The sequence below is a fragment of the Pseudoalteromonas sp. JC28 genome (genome assembly GCF_013319255.1).
In the GTDB taxonomy this organism is placed as follows: domain Bacteria; phylum Pseudomonadota; class Gammaproteobacteria; order Enterobacterales; family Alteromonadaceae; genus Pseudoalteromonas.
On record NZ_QOKX01000002.1, the window covers coordinates 113,269 to 134,013 of the forward strand.

10 protein-coding genes are annotated in these 20,745 nt (G+C 39.4%); 6 read left to right on the forward strand and 4 right to left on the reverse strand.

What is annotated here, in order from left to right:
* Window positions 1–696: 696 nt before the first annotated feature.
* On the forward strand, window positions 697–1,911 hold the full coding sequence (locus DS891_RS05800; RefSeq protein ID WP_010605529.1) for a hypothetical protein: 1,215 nt from the start codon (window positions 697–699) through the stop codon (window positions 1,909–1,911).
* A gap of 786 nt (window positions 1,912–2,697) precedes the next feature.
* On the opposite strand, the gene DS891_RS05805 is transcribed toward DS891_RS05800, so the two are convergent.
* The gene (locus tag DS891_RS05805; RefSeq protein WP_174169154.1) at window positions 2,698–3,564 is read right to left on the reverse strand and encodes a DNA replication terminus site-binding protein; all 867 of its coding nucleotides are present in this window, start codon (window positions 3,562–3,564) and stop codon (window positions 2,698–2,700) included.
* Between the two features lie 2,441 nt (window positions 3,565–6,005).
* Between DS891_RS05805 and DS891_RS05810 the strand changes: the two genes are divergently transcribed.
* The gene (locus DS891_RS05810) at window positions 6,006–7,361 is read left to right on the forward strand and encodes a class II 3-deoxy-7-phosphoheptulonate synthase (RefSeq protein WP_010605527.1); all 1,356 of its coding nucleotides are present in this window, start codon (window positions 6,006–6,008) and stop codon (window positions 7,359–7,361) included.
* A 31-nt stretch (window positions 7,362–7,392) separates the two neighbouring features.
* Here DS891_RS05810 and DS891_RS05815 read toward each other — a convergent pair whose 3' ends face one another.
* Window positions 7,393–8,202 (reverse strand): pyruvate, water dikinase regulatory protein, encoded by an 810-nt coding sequence (locus DS891_RS05815; protein WP_039495336.1) that lies wholly within the window; start codon window positions 8,200–8,202, stop codon window positions 7,393–7,395.
* Window positions 8,203–8,345: 143 nt separating this feature from the next.
* Here DS891_RS05815 and ppsA point away from each other — a divergent pair, with 143 nt between their 5' ends.
* Window positions 8,346–10,721 carry a phosphoenolpyruvate synthase gene (gene ppsA, locus DS891_RS05820; RefSeq protein WP_174169155.1) on the forward strand — a complete coding sequence of 792 codons (2,376 nt, stop codon included), beginning with the start codon at window positions 8,346–8,348 and terminating at the stop codon, window positions 10,719–10,721.
* Between the two features lie 34 nt (window positions 10,722–10,755).
* Here ppsA and DS891_RS05825 read toward each other — a convergent pair whose 3' ends face one another.
* Window positions 10,756–10,962: a PGPGW domain-containing protein gene (locus tag DS891_RS05825; RefSeq protein WP_174169156.1), complete on the reverse strand. Its 207-nt coding sequence runs from the start codon at window positions 10,960–10,962 to the stop codon at window positions 10,756–10,758.
* A gap of 139 nt (window positions 10,963–11,101) precedes the next feature.
* On the opposite strand from DS891_RS05825, the gene DS891_RS05830 reads away from it, so the two are divergent.
* On the forward strand, window positions 11,102–14,140 hold the full coding sequence (locus tag DS891_RS05830; protein ID WP_174169157.1) for an FAD-binding and (Fe-S)-binding domain-containing protein: 3,039 nt from the start codon (window positions 11,102–11,104) through the stop codon (window positions 14,138–14,140).
* A gap of 271 nt (window positions 14,141–14,411) precedes the next feature.
* Here DS891_RS05830 and DS891_RS05835 read toward each other — a convergent pair whose 3' ends face one another.
* The gene (locus tag DS891_RS05835; RefSeq protein ID WP_174169158.1) at window positions 14,412–15,734 is read right to left on the reverse strand and encodes an HD domain-containing phosphohydrolase; all 1,323 of its coding nucleotides are present in this window, start codon (window positions 15,732–15,734) and stop codon (window positions 14,412–14,414) included.
* 405 nt (window positions 15,735–16,139) lie between these two features.
* Between DS891_RS05835 and DS891_RS05840 the strand changes: the two genes are divergently transcribed.
* Both DS891_RS05840 and DS891_RS05845 read left to right on the forward strand, forming a co-directional pair.
* Window positions 16,140–19,253: a glycosyl hydrolase family 18 protein gene (locus tag DS891_RS05840; RefSeq protein ID WP_174169159.1), complete on the forward strand. Its 3,114-nt coding sequence runs from the start codon at window positions 16,140–16,142 to the stop codon at window positions 19,251–19,253.
* Window positions 19,254–19,299: 46 nt separating this feature from the next.
* On the forward strand, window positions 19,300–20,727 hold the full coding sequence (locus tag DS891_RS05845) for a lytic polysaccharide monooxygenase (protein WP_174169160.1): 1,428 nt from the start codon (window positions 19,300–19,302) through the stop codon (window positions 20,725–20,727).
* The last annotated feature ends 18 nt before the right edge of the window (window positions 20,728–20,745 follow it).

Consider the following 20,745-nt stretch of genomic DNA (forward strand, 5'->3'; position numbering starts at 1 on the left):
TATCCTTTATTTGATAACGATTATTATAATGTCCATATATTTTGCTGTAAACACAAAAAAACAAAGACATTTGTAATTTTGATTTACATCTAAGTATAAATAAGAAAGTTTAGATATGGTTAGATATATAGGTATTAAAGGCTAAGGCCAAGAAATTATATTATATCCTACTGTTTTACATAACTTTTTTTAATTTTCATAGATCTACTTTTTACTAGGTTAAGATCTGATCTCTTATAACTCCCAGATCGAAATTTTACTAACTACTATTTCAAAAAGTTATATATAAACAGCTTATACACAGAATTACTCACAGGTATGGTGGTTGGGATCGATTTTTTACCAAGTAAGATCAAACAGTTATGCACAGGTGATATAAGATCAAGTGCTTTAAGGTATGTATAGATCTGATCTCTACCTAGCATAGATCAGATCTTTACTAATTAAGGACCTAGTTTTCCACAAGGGCGTCGGATTTGCCGTTGTAAATCCGCTAAATATGCCTTAAACAAAGGTTTTTCAGCGATCATTTTACCTTTGTTAGTAAAAACTTGATCTGAAAATGAGCCTTACTTAGTAAAACAATGATCCCAACAAAAAAAGTTACTTCGGATCACTTTTTTACTAACTTTAATCATTAACTTTTTCTGTCGAATATGTTGTTATTAGACGTCATGAAAATTTGGAAGTAAAACAATGAGCCGGAAGGTGAACATCTCTGTTGACAATTTGCCCGATTCACTTCGTGGACAGATCCATGGTGTAGAAAGTGCAATCGATAACGAAAGTTTGGCGTTGTTTACGGACAATAAAGATGTTCGAGTATCTTTAGAAAATGCAGCCCATGGGTTAAGAGCTTATTCTAACACCTTTAATCATTACGATTTATGGGGACGCTTTGTTCGTTCTGGACATAAAAAATTACCATTAGAAGAAGCGCCCAAAAAAACAATCGTAACGAGAAAAATATCAGAAAAAGTAGATGGTATTCTATACGAAGGTGAGATAAAAATTACCCCTGCTGTTGTTAGTACTAAAAGAGATGGTGATGACGAAGAGTTTTTAGTTTGGCCATCTGACCGAGAAGAAAAAGTTGAGCGCGCACTGATCCGCCTAGCTTCTAAAGGTAAGATTGTTAAAATAAATTTTAAGTCCGGTATTCAATACGCGGTTATTTTTTCGATGAACGAGCTTGCTCAAGAATTAAAAGCTGTTGGTCAATCAATGCCTTATCCGCAAATTAAGGAATCTTTGGAAGCTCTTCAAGGTTCTAAACTTTCGTTCAAATATACGGCTACAGATACTAAAAACCCAAGTATTGATGATTCATTTTACGAATCAAACATGAACTTTCTGTCGTCGCTACACTTTAGTGGTAAAAAAGGGCAGGGTGGGAACATCAAATGTGTTGCATGTTTAAATGCATTTGTTCATAACATGATCGATAACTTGGAGTATAAAGGCTATTATTTCAACAGTGCTCAAGAGTTAAAACGCGGTTTGTCTCGTTGGATGATGCTACGTTTGTATCATCTATGGCGTTACGCAGCTCCAGGTAAAACTTATCATTTTCGCCTAATTTCAATTATGGAAAAGTACGGTTCAATTTATTCTGATGATGAAATAACAGAGAATAAATTGAAGGCACTTCGTCGTGATATGACCACAACAATGAAAGATTTGATCGAGAAAGGGGCAATATCCGAATACAATATTTCAAATGTTAAGGATGAAAAGTCCGGGAAAATCGTTGATTATGTGTACGAAATGCACCCATCAGCTCAGTTCTGTGATGAAATATTGGCTCTCAATAAACACCATAAACGTATCGAAATTCAAGGCGGAAAACGGATCGTTGAAAATGTTGAAGTAATTGATGAAGATACATTAGAAGAAATCGTTAAAAAATAAAATTTCTTATTTTGGCTAGAATGGTATTTCTAGCCAAAACAAAAAACTTTTATATCAAAGCTAATTTCTATTTCAACTTAAGATACTTTCTGAGCGAAATTTATCACAACCCAATTCTTCAAAATGATGAAGTCTATAAAGCTAAAAATTTTCTGTGGTGGAAAATACTGACATAAATAAATCTTGAAACTACATCAGCAGATCAAGTTAATTCTCTAATCCTTGGAAGAGGGAAGAAGTATATCAATAATTGAAATTTTCCTATTTAAAACAATTAAATAGAAAAGCATGTTAGCCAACAGAAGTTGATTTTTTGTAATTTATAGATGCGACTCCGTGGTCGATAAGCTATTTCAGAGCTTAACACGTAATGATAAATCAAAATTTAACCTGAAAAAATTTAGTACTTAATCTGTGAAGATAACGATTTCATCATAGTCTTATAATACCAATTAGCCTTGATACTTGTTCAATTTGAAGGAGCAAATCTGATGCTAACTGCGTTAAAAATTTCTTATTTAGAACAACTAAATAGCAAAAATTTTCGCCTGCCTATATGGATGTAACTTGGCGGTAGCTGGATGCGGTAATGGTGTTATCGACAAGATTTTCTTCGCCTCAGAAGAGATCACTTAATTAAGCTAATTGGTATAAGTTTTAAAATGGGTAGAACACATCATACTATAATGAGGACAAGTCAGTTAGCACTTGCATGGACTATACTAATTCAACAAGATTATGTTAAATTGCGTGCTATCGTTAGATTCCGTATGAATTACCTTACTATTACTCAAATCTTTCTAAATAAATTCTATCGACTAGAAAGTTGTACTCTCGCTTTCTTGGATGATCGTCTTTTTGTGTAAAATGACTTAACTCTCCAAGTTTAGTGTCTGGATGCGGGTTAAAGAGTATAAATGGAAGTGCGGCACTTACATGATAGCGATTTTGAGCTGTATATCTCACATTCACCTCAGGTGTTACTCTGGTTGGCCTTCTAATTCTGAGCTTTGCATTTTCTGATAGACTAGAAACTCTATATTTTTCTTGTTCTACTAGCTGTTGCCACTTTTCCTGATCTATCATCCTCGGATTTGAATATAGTGAAGAGCGATTCAACATCTCCATAGCAAGTTCTTTACTCAAAACTCTGGTTGCATGTTTTTTCATCCAGGTAAATCGAACGGAATAGGGAGCTTCGGATTCGCTATGTATTTTTCGATAGGCAGCCAAAGTCATTAAGTTAGGAACTGCACTATGAACAGCTTCGAATCTGGCATCATTGTTAGAAATTTCCAGAATAGCATTTTTAAAATTTTCTTTGGCAAGATTCACTGCATTCACCCTAGAGTTGATAACTTCTTTAGGGTCATTAACTAACAAAAGACCAGGAAACCTTTGCAACAACTTTCCGCTTTCTCGGTCGTTTAAGTAGAGGTCGCGATAAGCATCTAAACATTTAGAGAGTGCTTTTTCACCTTCTATTTTTTTAACTGTTATATTTGTTGGAGCGGTTTCTTCATCTTGTTTTTTGATATCAGGCAGTTCATAAAATGTTGCCTTTTTTATATCGGCTTCTGTCAGTTCATGGCATAGCTGGTTAATTTGTTCATTAAGAATATCGAAAGTTGAACGTATATTAAATTTATTCATTGTATGATGTGTTCTTGTTATCTCTCTCGCATTATATCAAAAATAATGAAATCTCGCTAAGCGATTTTATTATGAGTATCTAATGGAACAAACTAACTATATCACTTGCCGTTTGCTAAATTAAGCTAAGTATCGTTTTAGTCGATCGTTGTTGAGAACTTAGTTATTTGATCAATTAGCTGTGGGTATTTTGTGATGATGCATACTTTTATTGATCTTGCAAGTATGATGTGTTCCCTGAGATATATGTAAATTATATCAGAAACATTCTGTTAGCTCATATTTATCTTCACTTATTAAGCTTTTATTTGGAGCGTCTAGGTTTTAGAGAAATAAAATATCTGCTAGTGAATTTTAAAATAGGAAAGTGATTCTATGTCGTCTTGATGAAATTGCTAATTAGTTTTGTAGAGTTGAAATTGTTTTACCTCACTTTGTATGATGTGTTCCTTTCAGATAGACTAAATTATATCAAATTTTTTTGGATTTCTCCTATAAAATTAGCTTTTTGTCACTTTTGAAGGGAGTTTCTAATGGGCAATACTATCAGGCTAAAAAGCAGTGGCTAGTAACCACTCAGAACAACAACGCTACTTGTCAGTTTTTTGATTAATTTTTAAATTCAACACTGATTTTATATTTATGAAAAAACTGTATGATGTGTTCCTTTATCCTCGCGATAATACTCTTTTTTATAAATTAAAGTCAACTTTTGATACTGACAGAGTCTTCTTCTGGTTCAAGATTTTAGTGTTGAAAAACAATAGTAAGTGTTCACTTATTTTGTTTCGACCGAGCACTTTTCCATAGGCATGAAGGTTTAATAAATTCTAGTTAGGCCGAAAAGGGAAGGTGATAGATGGTTAGTAAGTGTGTACTCACTTTGCAATAAGCATCATTTGGGATCCTTTAAAGGGATTGGCTAAATTATAGAGTAGAACACTGAGTTTAATTTTGCACTTTCAAAGAGAACAATCGTACCACTTCTTTTTCTTGGCTATGAATCTTCGAGTAACATCCGCACTTTTGTAGTCGTACCTGACTAAAACACGAAGACGGTTATAGCACAAGTTTCTTTTGCTACATGCACATGTACAGTTCGAAGTTGCAATGCTAGTACTTCTTTATAATAACTACACCAGCTACTTCAGTGATTGCTTACTGTTATTCACGCTTCGCCGGAATAAATACTAATGTCAGTGTCTTACTCGATTTGTAGCGAAGTTAAAATAACGGAAAAAACGAGTAGATAGAAGACACGTCTCCTGTGCTTTTATTATTTAAATATCATATAGTTTTTACACCTGAATTCATGGTCTGATCGTCAAAGAGCAAAGTAGACAGAGATCTTTTCAAGCGTCTGAACAGCTTGTTTGCGAACGAGTCAAGCTAGATTAGCTAACTGTTCATGGAAAAATATCTCTGAAACTAACTGGCCAGAAACTAGCGAGAGTTTTGGAATTGAAAATAGCTATTAAGCGAGTAACCTTATGCCCAATTATATTATGATACTGTAAGAATAAAAGTCGTTGTGTTAGATATCAAGAAAAGAATGAGGGGCAAGAGTAAACTCAGTAGTACTACGTAATCAATATCACCTTTTTGACAGTAGAGTTTTATTTTTATCTAGTGATAGATTGTTCGGCGTTCTCGCCGTTTCAATAAGATAGCTTAATCAGGAAAATTTATTTTAATAACCCAGATCACTGAAGAGAAATCTCCCCAATTTTTCAGCATTGAGTTCTCATTGGAGGAGTTAGCTGTTGGAAGTACCTATACGTGTTAATACTTCCAAATACTATATAGCACATGTGATTAGTACTCATAGCAATCACTATAGACTCATTTTTTCTTGCTTCCTTCCTACTCATAAAATACGACGAGTCACTACAGCAATTACTAGTCTGAACTTAAATAAACATCAATTTAACATAATAATAGGCTAAAGTCAGTGTGTCGTCTTTGTATATAAATGCTCTGTAAGATGATTTTCTGAAGAGGTAGGGTGGGGTCCCGCTAGCTCACAAATTCCTGAATTGACTTCCATTCGTCAGCGCAACTAATTAAGACACTCAAAGTGAAAAAAAAGACGTCGACAAGATTATATTTGATATCGATTCCAGGGTCTTCAATTCACTCTAAATGCGTGATGATACTCATTATAGCGATTTAAAGATCAGATGATAAAAGTCTGATAGTCGCCTACTTTAAGCTCGCTTGTTTTTTGTTCGTTGGAAAAATGTATAAAAAACCTTCATATCTTAAGAAAGGCGTTACTTCGATTAATTTCTTAAAAAATTTTAGCAAATGTTTCATGTTCTAAACAGTAATTTGTATGATGTGTTCTTTACTAAAAACAAACTAAAGTTTTTCCTTGATGAATAAGGGGGCTTGGGGTACTGTTCAATGGTGGTAACACATATTGGAATGAGGAAAATACAATGGCTAATTGGAGCCCAAATAGCTGGAGAGATAAACCTATCTTGCAGCAACCTGAATACCCAAATTCAGAGAAGTTAAAATCAGTTGAAAAAGAACTAAATTCAGCACCACCACTCGTCTTTGCAGAAGAGACGCGGAGCTTGTATAAAAGCCTAGCTGATGTTTGCGAAGGTAAAGCTTTTATATTGCAAGGTGGTGATTGCGCAGAATCGTTTTCAGATTTTAGTGCCGCTAATATTCGTGATACGTTCAAGACACTTTTGCAAATGGCTGTCGTATTGACATATGGCGGTAAATGCCCGGTAGTTAAAATTGCTCGAATGGCAGGGCAGTATGCTAAGCCACGTTCTTCAGATTTTGAGACTATTGATGGTGTTTCTTTACCTTCATACCGTGGTGATATCGTTAATAGTTTTGAGTTTACGGAAGAAGCGCGTATCCCAGATCCTGATAGATTGATGAAAGCATATCATCAGTCAGCAGCAACACTTAACCTACTTCGCGCGTTTGCGCAGGGAGGTCTTGCTGATCTGCATCAGGTAAATCGCTGGAATATGAGTTTCGTAGCTGCAAATCCGTTAAAAGACAAGTTTCAACAGCTCGCAGAGCGTATTCAAGAAGCGCTTGAGTTTATGGAAGTTTGTGGCATCGATTCAACAGTAGCACCAAGCCTGAAGGAAACTCCGCTTTATACCTCACACGAAGCACTATTGTTAGGTTATGAAGAAGCGTTAACTAGACGAGACCACTTATCAGGGGACTGGTACGATTGTTCGGCTCACTTTGTTTGGATTGGTGAACGTACACGTCAATTAGATCACGCGCATATCGAATTTTTCCGTGGTATTAAAAACCCAATTGGCGTAAAAGTTGGCCCAGGGATGCAAGAAGATGAGTTAATTAAGCTTGTCGATGCGCTTAACCCAGATAACATTCCTGGTCGTCTAACACTTATCACTCGCATGGGTGCAGATGTGTTGCCGGAAAAACTCCCTAAATTAGTTCGCAGAATTCAAGAAGAAGGCCGCAAAGTTATTTGGACTTCGGATCCGATGCACGGAAACACTGAAAAAGCGACGACTGGATATAAGACACGTAGCTTTAACAATATCCTAAGAGAAATCAGTCAGTTCTTCGCAGTGCATAAAGCGGAGGGTAGCTATCCTGGCGGTGTGCACTTAGAAATGACAGGGCAACACGTCACTGAGTGTGTTGGTGGTGCCTATGGTCTATCAGACGAAGACTTATCTCAGCGTTACCGCACCCAGTGTGATCCGCGTCTAAACGCAGACCAAGTTTTAGAGCTAGGATTTTTAGTTGCTGATCTACTAAAAGACGCTCGTAAAACAGTATAAACAACAAACAAAGGGCCGCATTGCGGCCTTTTTAGTATTTATGGCGCTTTAACCCAGTTTCAGAAATAATCTTTGCTGATATTTCCTCAACGGAATAACGTGTACTGTTCAAGTAAGGCGTTCTATTCTTTTTAAATAGCATCTCGACTTCTTTGACTTCAATACGGCATTGTCTGATTGATGCGTACTTGGAGTTTGCCATTCTCTCTTGCCTTATTGCGGCTAGTCTTTCGGGATCTATGGTTAAGCCAAAGAGCTTACCTTTGTATTTATCTAGACATTTGGGTAGTTTTCCACTTTCTAAATCATCCTCTGTCATCGGGTAATTCGCGGCTTTTATCCCATATTGCAATGCTAAATATAAGCTTGTCGGCGTTTTACCGCTGCGGCTGACACCAACCAATATGATGTCTGCCTCGTCATAATCTTTAATATTTGCGCCGTCATCATTTGCAAGTGCGTAGTTAACGGCATCTATTCTAAAATCATAAGAAGATTCGTGAATGCTATGCGTGCGGTGCATTTTTGGCACCGGCTGAACTTTTAGCTCTCTTTTTACTATTTCGCTGGCATAAGATAAAAAGTCGTAACAAACCCCTTGCGACGATAAAATAATATCGGACAATTCTGGATTAACGAATGTAAAAAACACCAATGGTTTTTCACCTGATGTCTCAGCAACCGAGTCTATTAATTTTTTGATTTCATTTGCTTTTTTTACTGTTTCTACAAATGGTATCGTTTGGTGATTAAATTCTACAGGGAACATTGAAAGCGTTGCGTGACCAAACACTTCAGAGGTGATAGCGGTACCATCGGAAATATAAAATGCTGTTCTCATTTTGCTATTATTCATTCAGAAATTGTTGAAAATAAGCCATCGCGGTTTACGAAGACTGCCTTACCGTTGTAGAATGCCCTTGACCAAGTGGAAAGGTCAATTAATCTCTCACATTTAATACAATTTGTTTTGGAGACAGTTCCGTGCAAGACTACGTTCTCTGGTATCAAGAGTTGGGTATGCAAGATGTACCTCGAGTTGGTGGTAAAAACGCTTCTCTAGGTGAAATGATATCTAACCTTGCTAACGCTGGTGTACAAGTACCTGGTGGATTCGCAACAACTGCTGATGCGTTTAATGAATTTCTTGAGCAATCAGGCCTCAATGAAAAAATCCACTCAATCCTAGATACTCTCGATGTTGACGACGTCAACGAATTAGCCAAAGTCGGCACCCAGATTAGACAATGGGTTATCGATACACCATTCCAACCAGAATTAGATAAAGCAATCCGTGAGGCGTATAGCCAGTTACACGGTGACGCAAGCCAAGATGTCTCCTTTGCTGTTCGTTCATCAGCAACAGCAGAAGATATGCCAGACGCCTCCTTCGCTGGCCAACAAGAAACTTTCCTAAATGTTCGTGGCATTGATGCCGTAATGGTCGCTATCAAGCATGTTTTTGCTTCGCTATTCAATGACCGTGCAATTTCTTATCGTGTACACCAAGGCTATGATCACAGAGGCGTGGCGCTTTCTGCTGGTATTCAGCGTATGGTGCGTTCAGACAAAGCGTCGTCTGGTGTTATGTTCTCAATCGATACCGAATCAGGCTTCGAAGACGTTGTCTTCGTTACTTCTAGCTATGGTTTGGGCGAGATGGTAGTTCAGGGCGCAGTAAACCCAGATGAATTTTATGTTCATAAGCAAACGCTTGCAAAAGCAAAGCCTGCTGTACTTAAGAGAAATATTGGCTCAAAAGCAATCCAAATGATCTACTCAAGTGATGAGTCTCACGGAAAGCAAGTTGAGATTGTTGATGTAGACTCAGCACTATCTAACCAATTCTCGATTACAGACGCAGAAGTAGAAGAATTAGCAAAGCAAGCTGTTATTATCGAAAAGCATTACGGTCGTCCAATGGATATCGAATGGGCAAAAGATGGTAACGACGGTAAGCTTTATATCGTTCAAGCCCGTCCAGAAACTGTCCGTTCAAACGAAGATGCGAACGTAATGGAACGCTTCCAGCTAAAATCAAAGTCTGAAGTTATTGTTGAAGGTCGTGCAATCGGTCATAAGATTGGCTCAGGCGTAGTTAAAGTCCTGTCTTCAATTGATCAAATGGACTCGGTAAAGCAAGGCGATGTACTTGTTACTGACATGACGGATCCTGATTGGGAACCTATCATGAAGCGTGCCTCTGCTATCGTAACGAATCGTGGTGGACGTACTTGTCACGCTGCAATCATTGCTCGTGAGCTGGGGATCCCAGCGGTGGTTGGATGTGGTAATGCAACCGATTTGATCACCAATGGCGACACGGTAACAGTTTCATGTGCTGAAGGCGACACAGGTTATATCTACAAAGGTGAACTTGAATTCGATGTTATTTCTTCTCGCATCGATGCAATGCCAGCTATTCCGATGAAGATAATGATGAACGTAGGTAACCCAGATCGCGCGTTTGATTTTGCGAAGTTACCACATGCAGGTATCGGTCTTGCGCGTCTTGAATTTATCATCAACCGTATGATTGGTATTCACCCTAAAGCACTACTTCATTTTGATAAGCAAGATGCAGAGCTACAGGCTGAAATTAAAGAGCTAATCGCAGGATATGAGTCACCAGTAGAGTTCTATATCAGCAAGCTAGTTGAAGGTATTTCTACGCTAGGTGCGGCATTTGCTCCAGAGCGTGTAATCGTTCGTATGTCTGACTTTAAGTCAAATGAGTATGCAAACTTGGTTGGCGGTCAGCAGTATGAGCCCGAAGAAGAAAACCCAATGATTGGTTTCCGCGGCGCATCTCGTTACATTTCTGAAGACTTTAGAGAGTGCTTTGCATTAGAGTGTGAAGCCATTAAACGTGTTCGCAACGAGATGGATTTAACCAACGTTGAAATCATGATCCCATTCGTTCGTACCCTAGAAGAAGCAGCTCAAGTTATTGAAATTCTTGAAGCTCATGGTCTAAAACGTGGCGAGAACGGTCTAAAAGTCATTATGATGTGTGAACTTCCATCAAACTGCCTGCTTGCTGATGAGTTTTTAGAATATTTCGACGGCTTCTCGATTGGTTCAAATGACCTTACCCAGTTAACACTTGGTCTAGACCGCGATTCTGGTCTTATTGCGCATCTGTTTGATGAGCGAAACCCAGCTATCAAGAAACTACTTTCAATGGCAATTCAAACTGCTAAAGCGAAAGGCAAATATGTAGGTATTTGTGGCCAAGGTCCATCGGATCATGAAGATTTTGCAGCTTGGTTAGTTGAAGAGGGGATTGACTCTGTTTCACTTAACCCAGATACAGTACTTGAAACTTGGCTTTATCTAGCTGAAAAGTTTACTAAATAATTTAATAGCCCCAATGTAACACATTGGGGCTATTTCATTTCTGAAATGTCCTATCTAACTTTTCGCAGCCAAGCCTAAACAAACGCTGCACATTTTTTAAGTGCTTCTTAGCGCCTTCATGATTCATCGAGAAACACACCAGAGCCGCCAGTAAAAAGATAACCGATGGACCGGGCACAACAAAGAAGATCAATGCTAGAATACAAAATACAATACCAACAAGGTCGTAAATAATTTTCATGTTATTTCCTCCTATACAATATGAGTATAAGGTATGTGGTGAAATAAACTATTTCCAATTGTAACAAACCATAAAATTCTCAAGTTGATCATTAATCCTTCGTGATACAATTAATTCAAAGCAAGTAAAATATACCGTCATGATCGCAAATATTAGTCAGCAGGATTCTGCAAACGAACTTATCAACCTCTATCAAAGTAAACTAACTGATGCAGGTTTTAGTGGGGACATTGATACGAGTTATGCAACTCGTCTTGTTACGTCAACCGACAATAGTATCTATCAGGAAATCCCTCAAGCAGTATTATTTCCTAGAACAAATCGAGACGTACAACTTGCACTTGAAATCGCTCAACAAGACCCATTTTTGTCTCTCACTTTTGGTCCTAGAGGCGGAGGAACTGGTACGAATGGTCAATCACTTACACCCGGTATTGTGATTGACCTCTCGAGACACATGAGAGAAATTCTTGAGATCAATGAACAAGAAGGCTGGGTTCGAGTTCAGGCGGGTGTGATCAAAGATCAGCTTAATGACTTTCTAAGACCTTACGGCTATTTCTTTTCGCCAGATCTCTCCACCAGTAACCGAGCAACAATAGGTGGTATGGTAAATACTGATGCGTCGGGCCAAGGTTCACTCGTTTATGGCAAAACAAGCGATCATGTTCTTGGGCTTAAAACCTTTTTAGTGGATGGAACAGAGTTAAATACCTCGAAGTTAGCGATCGATAAAGCGGAGCTACTAGCTGAGCAAAACTCAAAGACTTCTCACATTTATGCGAATGTCATCGAGATCTGTCGAAACAATCGAGCACTTATACTTGAAAAATTTCCGAGACTAAATCGCTTTTTAACCGGTTATGACCTCGAAAATGTATTCGACGATTCACTAACTACTTTTGATTTGTCTCGAATTATTACGGGTTCTGAAGGTTCACTTGGTGTTGTAACCGAAGCAAAACTTAATTTAACGCCAATTCAGCCATATAAAACCCTAATCAATATCAAATATGACTCATTTGAATCAGCGCTTAGAAACAGCCCTTTCTTGGTTTCCGCTAATGCTACATCGGTCGAAACTGTAGATAGTAAAGTTCTAGGTCTTGCCAAAGAAGACATCATTTGGCATTCAGTATCGGACTTAATTCAAGATGTCCCAGGTGTTGAGATGCAAGGTCTTAACATGGTTGAGTTTAATGGTGAATCCGAAGATGAAATTTCGTCTAAAGTCGATAGTTTATGTCAACGATTAGATCAGCTTATTGCGAACAAAGAAGCGGGGGTTATTGGTTATCAACTTACTAATGATAAAGCGGATATCCTTAAGATCTATGCGATGCGTAAAAAATCAGTTGGCTTGTTGGGTAACGCAAAGGGTAATAAAAAGCCACTTGCTTTTGCTGAAGATACAGCCGTTCCACCTGAAAACCTTGCTGATTTTATCATTGAATTTAGAGAGTTGCTTGATAGTTACCAATTAGATTATGGCATGTTTGGTCATGTTGACGCCGGTGTTTTACACGTGCGCCCTGCGCTTGATATGTGCGACCCCAAACAGGAAAGACTACTACGTGTGATCTCAGATAAAGTAGTAGCGTTAACTGCAAAATACCGAGGACTAATGTGGGGTGAGCATGGAAAAGGTTACCGAAGTGAATATGGACCAGAGTTTTTCGGTGAGCAACTATTTAATGAACTTCGTAAAATTAAAAGTTTGTTTGATAAAAACAATCGCCTAAATCCTGGAAAAATTTGTACACCACTGGATTCAAGCGATCAATTAGTGTCAGTCGATGCACAGAAAAGAGCTTGGTTTGACCGTACAATACCAACTGAAGTAAAAGTAAACTACGAAGCGCCAATCAATTGTAATGGTAACGGACTTTGCTTCAACTATGATGACAACTCACCAATGTGTCCATCGTACAAGGTAACCAAAGATCGTAGAAACTCTCCAAAAGGACGCGCTGGGTTATTTAAAGAGTGGTTAAGACTCCAAAACAATAAAGGGGTAGATTTGATTGCTGCAGAAAAGCAATTAATCAATCATGAAAATGATACTACTTGGTGGGAGCGCTTTCTCAATACCCGAAAGAAAAACGAATATGACTTTTCCCATGAAGTTAAAGCATCAATGGATGAATGTTTAGCCTGTAAAGCATGCACAACGGCTTGCCCAATAAAAGTGGATGTTCCTACGTTTCGAGCTAAGTTTTTAAACTTTTACTACAGCCGTTACAATCGTCCATTTAAAGACTACTTAGTTGCGAATATTGAGCGAGCACTGCCTACCATGGCTAAGTTTCCAAATTTAGTTAACGCTCTACAAAGTAATCGCATATCCAACTTTTTTGTTGAACGGCTGATTGGGTATATTGACTCCCCATCGCTAAGTAAGGTGCAACTTAGCAAATTAGTTTCAAGCAAACACTTTTATTCAGAACACAGTTTTGAAATGTTAAGCGATGAAGAACAACAAAGCGTGGTATTTGTTGTTCAAGACCCGTTTACTAGTTTCTATGAAGCAGAACTAGTATCGGACTTTGTGCAAGTTATATCAAAGCTTGGGTTTTATCCGCTCGTGTTACCATTCAAACCGAACGGTAAGCCACAACACGTTAAAGGCTTTTTAAAGGAATTTAAATCGACCGCGAAGACTGCCGCAGAGTTTTTAAATACTGTCAGTGAGTATAACAGACCTTTAGTTGGGCTGGATGCCTCTTTGGTGATGTGCTATCGCGATGAATATAATGATATCCTAAAAGAGAGCAGGGGAGACTTTAAGGTACAATTAGCACATGAATGGCTTGCAACAGTCGATATCCCAACGGCTGCGACAATCAGTCCATCAAAATTTACATTGATAAGTCACTGTACAGAAACAACAGCGATGCCTGAATCTAAAAATGTTTGGCAAGGTATTTTTAATAAGTTGAACTCTAATTTAGAAGCGGTTAATACAGGATGTTGTGGCATGGCGGGAACTTATGGCCACGAAGCGCAAAATCAAGAAAACTCAAAAGCGCTCTACGAATCCTCATGGCAGCATCATATTGATAACGCAGCTCAAGATGAAATATTAGTGACTGGCTTCTCTTGTCGGTGTCAGGTTAAACGCTTTAGTGGAGAAAAACCAAAACACCCGCTTCAAGCACTTAATAAACTACTAGATTAGTTTAGTAGTTAGTTGAACGAGCCCAGTTTACTGGGCTTTTTTTATTAATAGTTTTAGTAGAAAGTAAGCTGAGCGAGTTTACAAATTTGTATGATGTGTTCTTATAGGCGTACTGCTCTAATACAAGTCCGTTATTCTCGAGCCAGTATAATTTGACGGCTCAATAACATTGACCCAATTAACGGTTCAAAAGCTATATTTACCATTATCTACACAACACCAGCAAACGAGTATTCGATAGTGCAGTCGCCGATAAGTCGATAAGTTATTATTATCGCTTGACCATAATTCGAAAGGGGATTGGGCGTTGTGTTTCCAGCTGCTTAAGTTTATCTATCGACTTATCAGTAAAGATATGGCCTTTTGGTAGCAATAAAATTCCTTGATTACTGTGAAGCGCTAAACCTAATATCATGCCAGGCTTGAGTTTTTCAGTTGTCAATATATCAACCGAACCGACTTGCTCTTGGCCTAGCTCGTTGTTACTCACTGCTGTCTCTAAAATATCAACGACTTCTGGGGAGTAGAAATTTCCTCTATAGGTTCGGATAAGATCTAGCGCTAAATCGGCTTTCTCTTTATCAGAACCGTTAGCGCTGTATAAGTTGTCATAATAATCTCGGGCGACCGCAAGTATCTGTGAGCCCAAAGGAATTTCTTTGCCTTTAAGACCTTTAGGGATCCCTTGACCATTAAATTTTTCAAACTGATGATAAATCGCCTCGGATACGTCAGATAGGTGCTGCGCTGGCATCAACATAAGCTGTGCAATGGAAGGATGCGTATAATAAATTTTCTTTTGGGCTTCGCTTAGTTTTCTTGGTGGCGATTTATAAATTTCTGGGTCCATAGCAAGTAAACCTACTTCTGCTAAATACCCTGACATCATAGCCGTTTCAGCTAATTCACTAGAGAGTTCTAGCTTCTTAGCTATAATTTTACATAATTTGGCTATACTCTTCGCTTTTTTACCATCGATAAATGGATTTGCATTCAGAAAATTATAAAGTAACTCGACGGTAGCCCGATGTTCTTTACGTTCTTTTTGATTAGCTTGCTCTAGTTGGCTTAACACTTTGCGGATCTGCACAGTGCGTTTTTGTACAAGTCCTTCAAGGTTTTCATTTAACTCAGTGAGTTGCGCATTTTTTTGTACTATCTCTTCATTTAGTCTCTTATTGACGCTTTTTAACCTGTATTTCTCTGAACATTCTCTCACAGTATGTACGAGTATATCGTTATCCCAAGGCTTTTGAATATATGCATGGATCCCACTTTCATTAATGGCTTTAATTGTTGAAGCAAGATCAGAGTATCCTGTGAGTAATATCCGTTGTGTATCTGGGCAAATACGCTTTACTTCATGCAAAAATGTAGCGCCATCCATTTCAGGCATCCGCATATCACTAATAACAACTTCAAAAGAGGAATCTCGGATCAGCGCCAAGGCTTGCTGTGGATCACTACAGAGCTCTGCGTGTATTCCATTTTGACGGAATAAGCGATTTAATGACCGTATCACATTCGTCTCATCATCGAGACAAAGCACTCGTATCGCTTCATTTGAAGTCGTTGATAGCTCGCCAAATTCCAAAGTTCAATCTCCTAAATGAATTAATTTAAACTTAGTTCAAAAAGGAAGCCACGACAAGAAACCGTTAAAATACGCCTTAAGTCTAATATTACCCTTCAACCTTATTAATAACTTTTTAATATATGCTTAAGAAACAATCCGGTAACTGTATAAACTTTAAAGAAGTAGGCTAGTAACTATCGCTTAATATTAAATAATTACAGTTTTATTTATATGTATCCACAAACTAAAACTAAGCATATTAATCAATTGTTTAGTGTTACATTTTGATGAAAAGCAAGCTCCAATTTACGCTTACGTTAACGTCATCAGCTAGAGAAAAATGTTGTTGCCATATTGAATTTATGTGTTAGGTTTATGTTGTTATTGTTAACCAAATACAATAAATGGTTGGAGAACCAAACTATGAAACAACATGTAAAGACCCTTAAATTATCGCAAATGGCTTCGATCCTCGGAGCCATTTTATGCGCTAACTCATATGCTTATAATTGTGATGGCTTACCTGAATGGTCACAAAATTCGGCATATAATGGCGGCGCTCAAGTACAAAAATCGCAACAAGCTTTTGAAGCGAAATGGTGGACTCAGGCTGATCCAGTTACCCATTCGGGTCAGTGGGATGATTGGAAAAAATTGGGGGATTGTGACAGCGTTGTCACCAACACACCACCGACAGTACAGAGCTTACTTCCAGCTGATGGCAGCGCTTTTAACGAAAATGACAGCGTTGCCATTTCTGTGAATGCAACAGATAGTGATGGCCAAGTAGCACAGGTAGAGTTTTTTGTAGATGGCACGTCAGTTGGTATTGATACCACAGCGACAGGTGATAATTTTTCATTTAACTGGTCAGCTACCGCTGGAACACACGCAATTTCAGTAGTTGCAACAGATGACAAGCAAGCTGTGTCCAACACATTAATAACCAATGTCATCGTTAATACGGCAGGAAATCAGTTACCTACAGCAAACCTTTCATTAGGCGGAGGTAATAATCTGGTTATTAATCAGCCTGTAGACATCGTTCTTGATGGTTCAGATCCCGACGGCTCAATAGCAAAACTAACACTGCTTATTAACGACCAAGTCGCATTTGAAAGTGCAACAGCACCAGCTCAGCATACTTGGACACCAACGCAACTGGGCGCCGTAACTTTAAAACTTATTGTTGAAGACAATACCGGTGCCACAGCAGAGAGCGTACTCAGTGCGAATGTCGTTGAAACGCCACCAGTTGTAAACAACTGTGTTCCACATGGCCTATATCAGACCCCTAACACATCGCCTAATTACTGTGATATTTACGACGAGAATGGCCGCGAGAAAATGGGCACTGATCACCCTAGACGTGTCATCGGTTACTTTACTAGTTGGAGAACGGGTAAGAATGGTCAACCGAGCTATCTAGTTGATGATATTCCTTGGGATAAGATCACCCACATCAATTACGCTTTCGCGCACGTTGATGCCAATAACAAGGTGTCAATAGGCAATCCAACAGCTCCTAACAATGCAGCGACGAACATGACTTGGCCGGGGGTTGCTGGTGCAGAGATGGATCCGTCTCTTCCTTATACCGGTCACTTTAACTTGCTGAACAAATTTAAGAAACAGCATCCTGATGTTAAAACCTTGATCTCAGTCGGCGGTTGGGCAGAAACTGGTGGCTACTTTGACGAAACAGGTAAGCGAGTTGCCAGCGGCGGCTTCTATACGATGACGACTAATGCAGATGGCAGCGTGAATCACGCAGGTATTGATGCGTTTGTAGCAAGTTCAGTTGAATTTATCCGTAAATACAACTTTGATGGTGTCGATATCGACTATGAATATCCATCTTCTATGAATGACTCTGGTCACCCAGATGATTTTGCGATATCAAACCCGCGTCGAGCAGCATTGAATGCTTCTTATCAAGTGTTGATGAAAAAGCTAAGAGAAGCATTAGACCAAGCTGGCCAACAAGACAATACACACTATCTATTGACGATCGCATCACCATCTTCTGGTTACCTTCTACGTGGTATGGAGACATTCCAAGTCACCAAGTATCTAGATTACGTCAATATCATGTCTTATGACTTACACGGAGCGTGGAACCAGCACGTTGGTCATAACGCATCGCTATTCGACACTGGCGAAGATTCAGAGCTTAAACAATGGAATGTATATGGCACCAAAGAGTTTGAAGGAATTGGTTACCTCAATACCGATTGGGCGGTCAAATATTTCAGAGGCTCGGTCTCCGCAGGACGCATCAACATTGGTATTCCTTATTATACTCGCGGTTTTAGAGATGTAACAGGCGGTACAAATGGCCTTTGGGGGCAGGCTGCATTACCTAACCAAGCAGATTGTCCTCCGGGAACTGGTAGCGGTGAAAAGAATAAATGTGGTAATGGTGCTGTAGGTATTGATAACTTGTGGCACGACAAGAACGACGTTGGCTTAGAAGTACCGGCAGGTTCGAACCCACTTTGGCATGTTAAAAACCTTCAAAATGGCGTGTTAGGTAGTTACCTAAGTGATTATGGACTAGATCCAGTTAACAACCCTGAGCATCAAATTAATGGCAGCTACACGCGCCATTATGATTCGGTAGCGGTTGCTCCTTGGCTTTGGAATGCCACTAAGAATGTGTTCCTATCCATAGAAGATGAAGAGTCAATGGCCGCCAAAGTCGACTATGTCATCAACCAAGAACTAGGCGGTATCATGTTCTGGGAGCTTGCAGGCGATTTCGATTATGATGTGAGCAAGAATGAATATTTCATGGGTTCATCGCTAACAAGCTTAGCCTACAACAAGTTTAACCAAAGTGGCACACCATACTCGGTTAAACAAGGAAATAAGACTTTTGTAAAACCAGCTTCAGCAGTTGATGTTACGTTTGTTGCCAAAGATTTTCCAGCTGGAGATGCTAACTATCCAATAGCACCAACTTTTGCCTTTACCAATAACTCAGCGATAGATTTGAGTGGCGCGAAAATTTCATTTGATGTTCCTGTTGCGACTTCGGCCATTTTCAAATCTAACTGGAATGCGCAAGAAAAACTTGGCATGGCAGTTGACGTAAATGGCTCAAATGCTGCGGGAAATAATATTGGCGGCTTCGAAAACGAATTCCATCGATTCTCAATCACGCTTGTGAACGAGTGGGGTGGAACGCCTAAGTCTTTTGCTCCTGGTGAAACCATCAATGCCCAAGTCATGTACTACATGCCGATTTCTGGCCCTGTTAACTTTGTGGTTGAGAAAGACGGTAATCGCTATGCATTTACCAGTGAATATAACGACCTACCAATCGCAACACCTGGCACAGGGCCTACAGATCCGGTAACTAGCTGTAAAGGTACACCTATCAGTCAAATTGTGGTTTACCCGGACTTGCCACAGGGCACACATGCAGCTCAAGGTGATTTAATTGTTGAAGGAAACGCGGTATATGAAGCGAAATGGTGGAGCAATAAGCAACCATCAGTCAGTAGCGACTATACCAAGGTTTGCAACTTGTAAATAATAAATGGGGAGCTTTGCTCCCCTTTATAAAAGGCGAATAAGCATGAATAGTTTACACCGTAAATATGCGCTTGGTCTTTTGGGCGCAACCTCAGTTTTGCTTTCAAGCGCAGTTTCAGCTCATGGTTTTATGGACTTTCCCAAAGCAAGACAAGCGATCTGCCAAGCGCAAGGAGGTTATTGGTGGCCGGATGATGGCTCAAATATCCCAAATTTAGCGTGTCGAGCAGCTTTTCTAGACTCAGGCCATTTTCAGTTTGTGCAAGAGCATGAATTTTCGACCAATACCGCTGACTACAATAACTTAGAGGCAGTAAAAGCGAATATCCCCAATGGTACGCTTTGCTCAGCTGGTGACCCAAACAAAAGTGGCATGAGTGTTGTCTCACCACACTGGCAGCGTACAGTTGTAGAGCCAAACGCTCAAAATAAACTTGCCATTAGCTTTAGGGCGACAACACCTCATAATCCCAGTTTTTGGCAGTTTTTCCTGTCAAAGCCAAACTACGATGGCGATACATCTCCTCTGACTTGGAATGATTTAGAGCTTATTAATGAATTTGGCAATATTGATTTCGTTGTGGATCCAGAAGGTAAACGCTTCTATAAAATGGAAATAGATATACCGCAAGGCCGTGAGGGCGATGCAGTTTTATATACCCGTTGGCAGCGGTTTGATGTAGCAGGAGAGGGATTTTACAATTGCTCTGATATCACAATAACCTCAACAGGCACGCCACCAGAATGGGTGAGCAGCGGCTATTTCTTAAAGCAAGGGCAAGATGCTAAAGCCGGTGATAGCGTGTGGTTTAGGACGTTTGACCAATCTGGGAATGAATTAATTAGCCATAACTTGAATGTAACCTCCACTAATGCATCAACATGGCAAGCTGAGTTGGCTCTTTATCTTAATAGCAATTACGGAAATCAGGTCAACATTGGTGTTAAGCAACCGGATGGTTCAATTGCGTTTGATGCAAACGCCTTATTAGCAAACGAAGTCTTTTTGCCACATGCCGCTTACACCAGCAATCTTAGCGTTGTAAAAGGGGGTGACAACACCGCTCCTACGGTGAATCCAATTTCTAACCAAAGCATCGCAGAAAATAGCCAAGCGACAGTGCATGCTCATGCGTTTGACGACCAAAATGACCCACTGACATTCATTTGGAGTATTCCTGCACCGCTTAGCTTTAGTGGCGAAGGTGACACGATTTCCATCTCAACACCAGAAGTGACGGCTGATCAAACCTTTCAGGCTGAACTTAATGTCACCGATGGCAAAGCAAGCACTACCGTAAGTTTCTCAATTACCGTTCAAGATAGCACCAATAACCAATACCCAGCTTGGAATAGTACAACTACCTATGTTGCAGGCGACAGAGTTACGCATCAACAGAAAGTGTATGAAGCCAAGTGGTGGACTCAGGGAGAAGAGCCCGGCGCATCCGATGTTTGGAAAGCAATTTAAAGAAAACCCAAATTAATT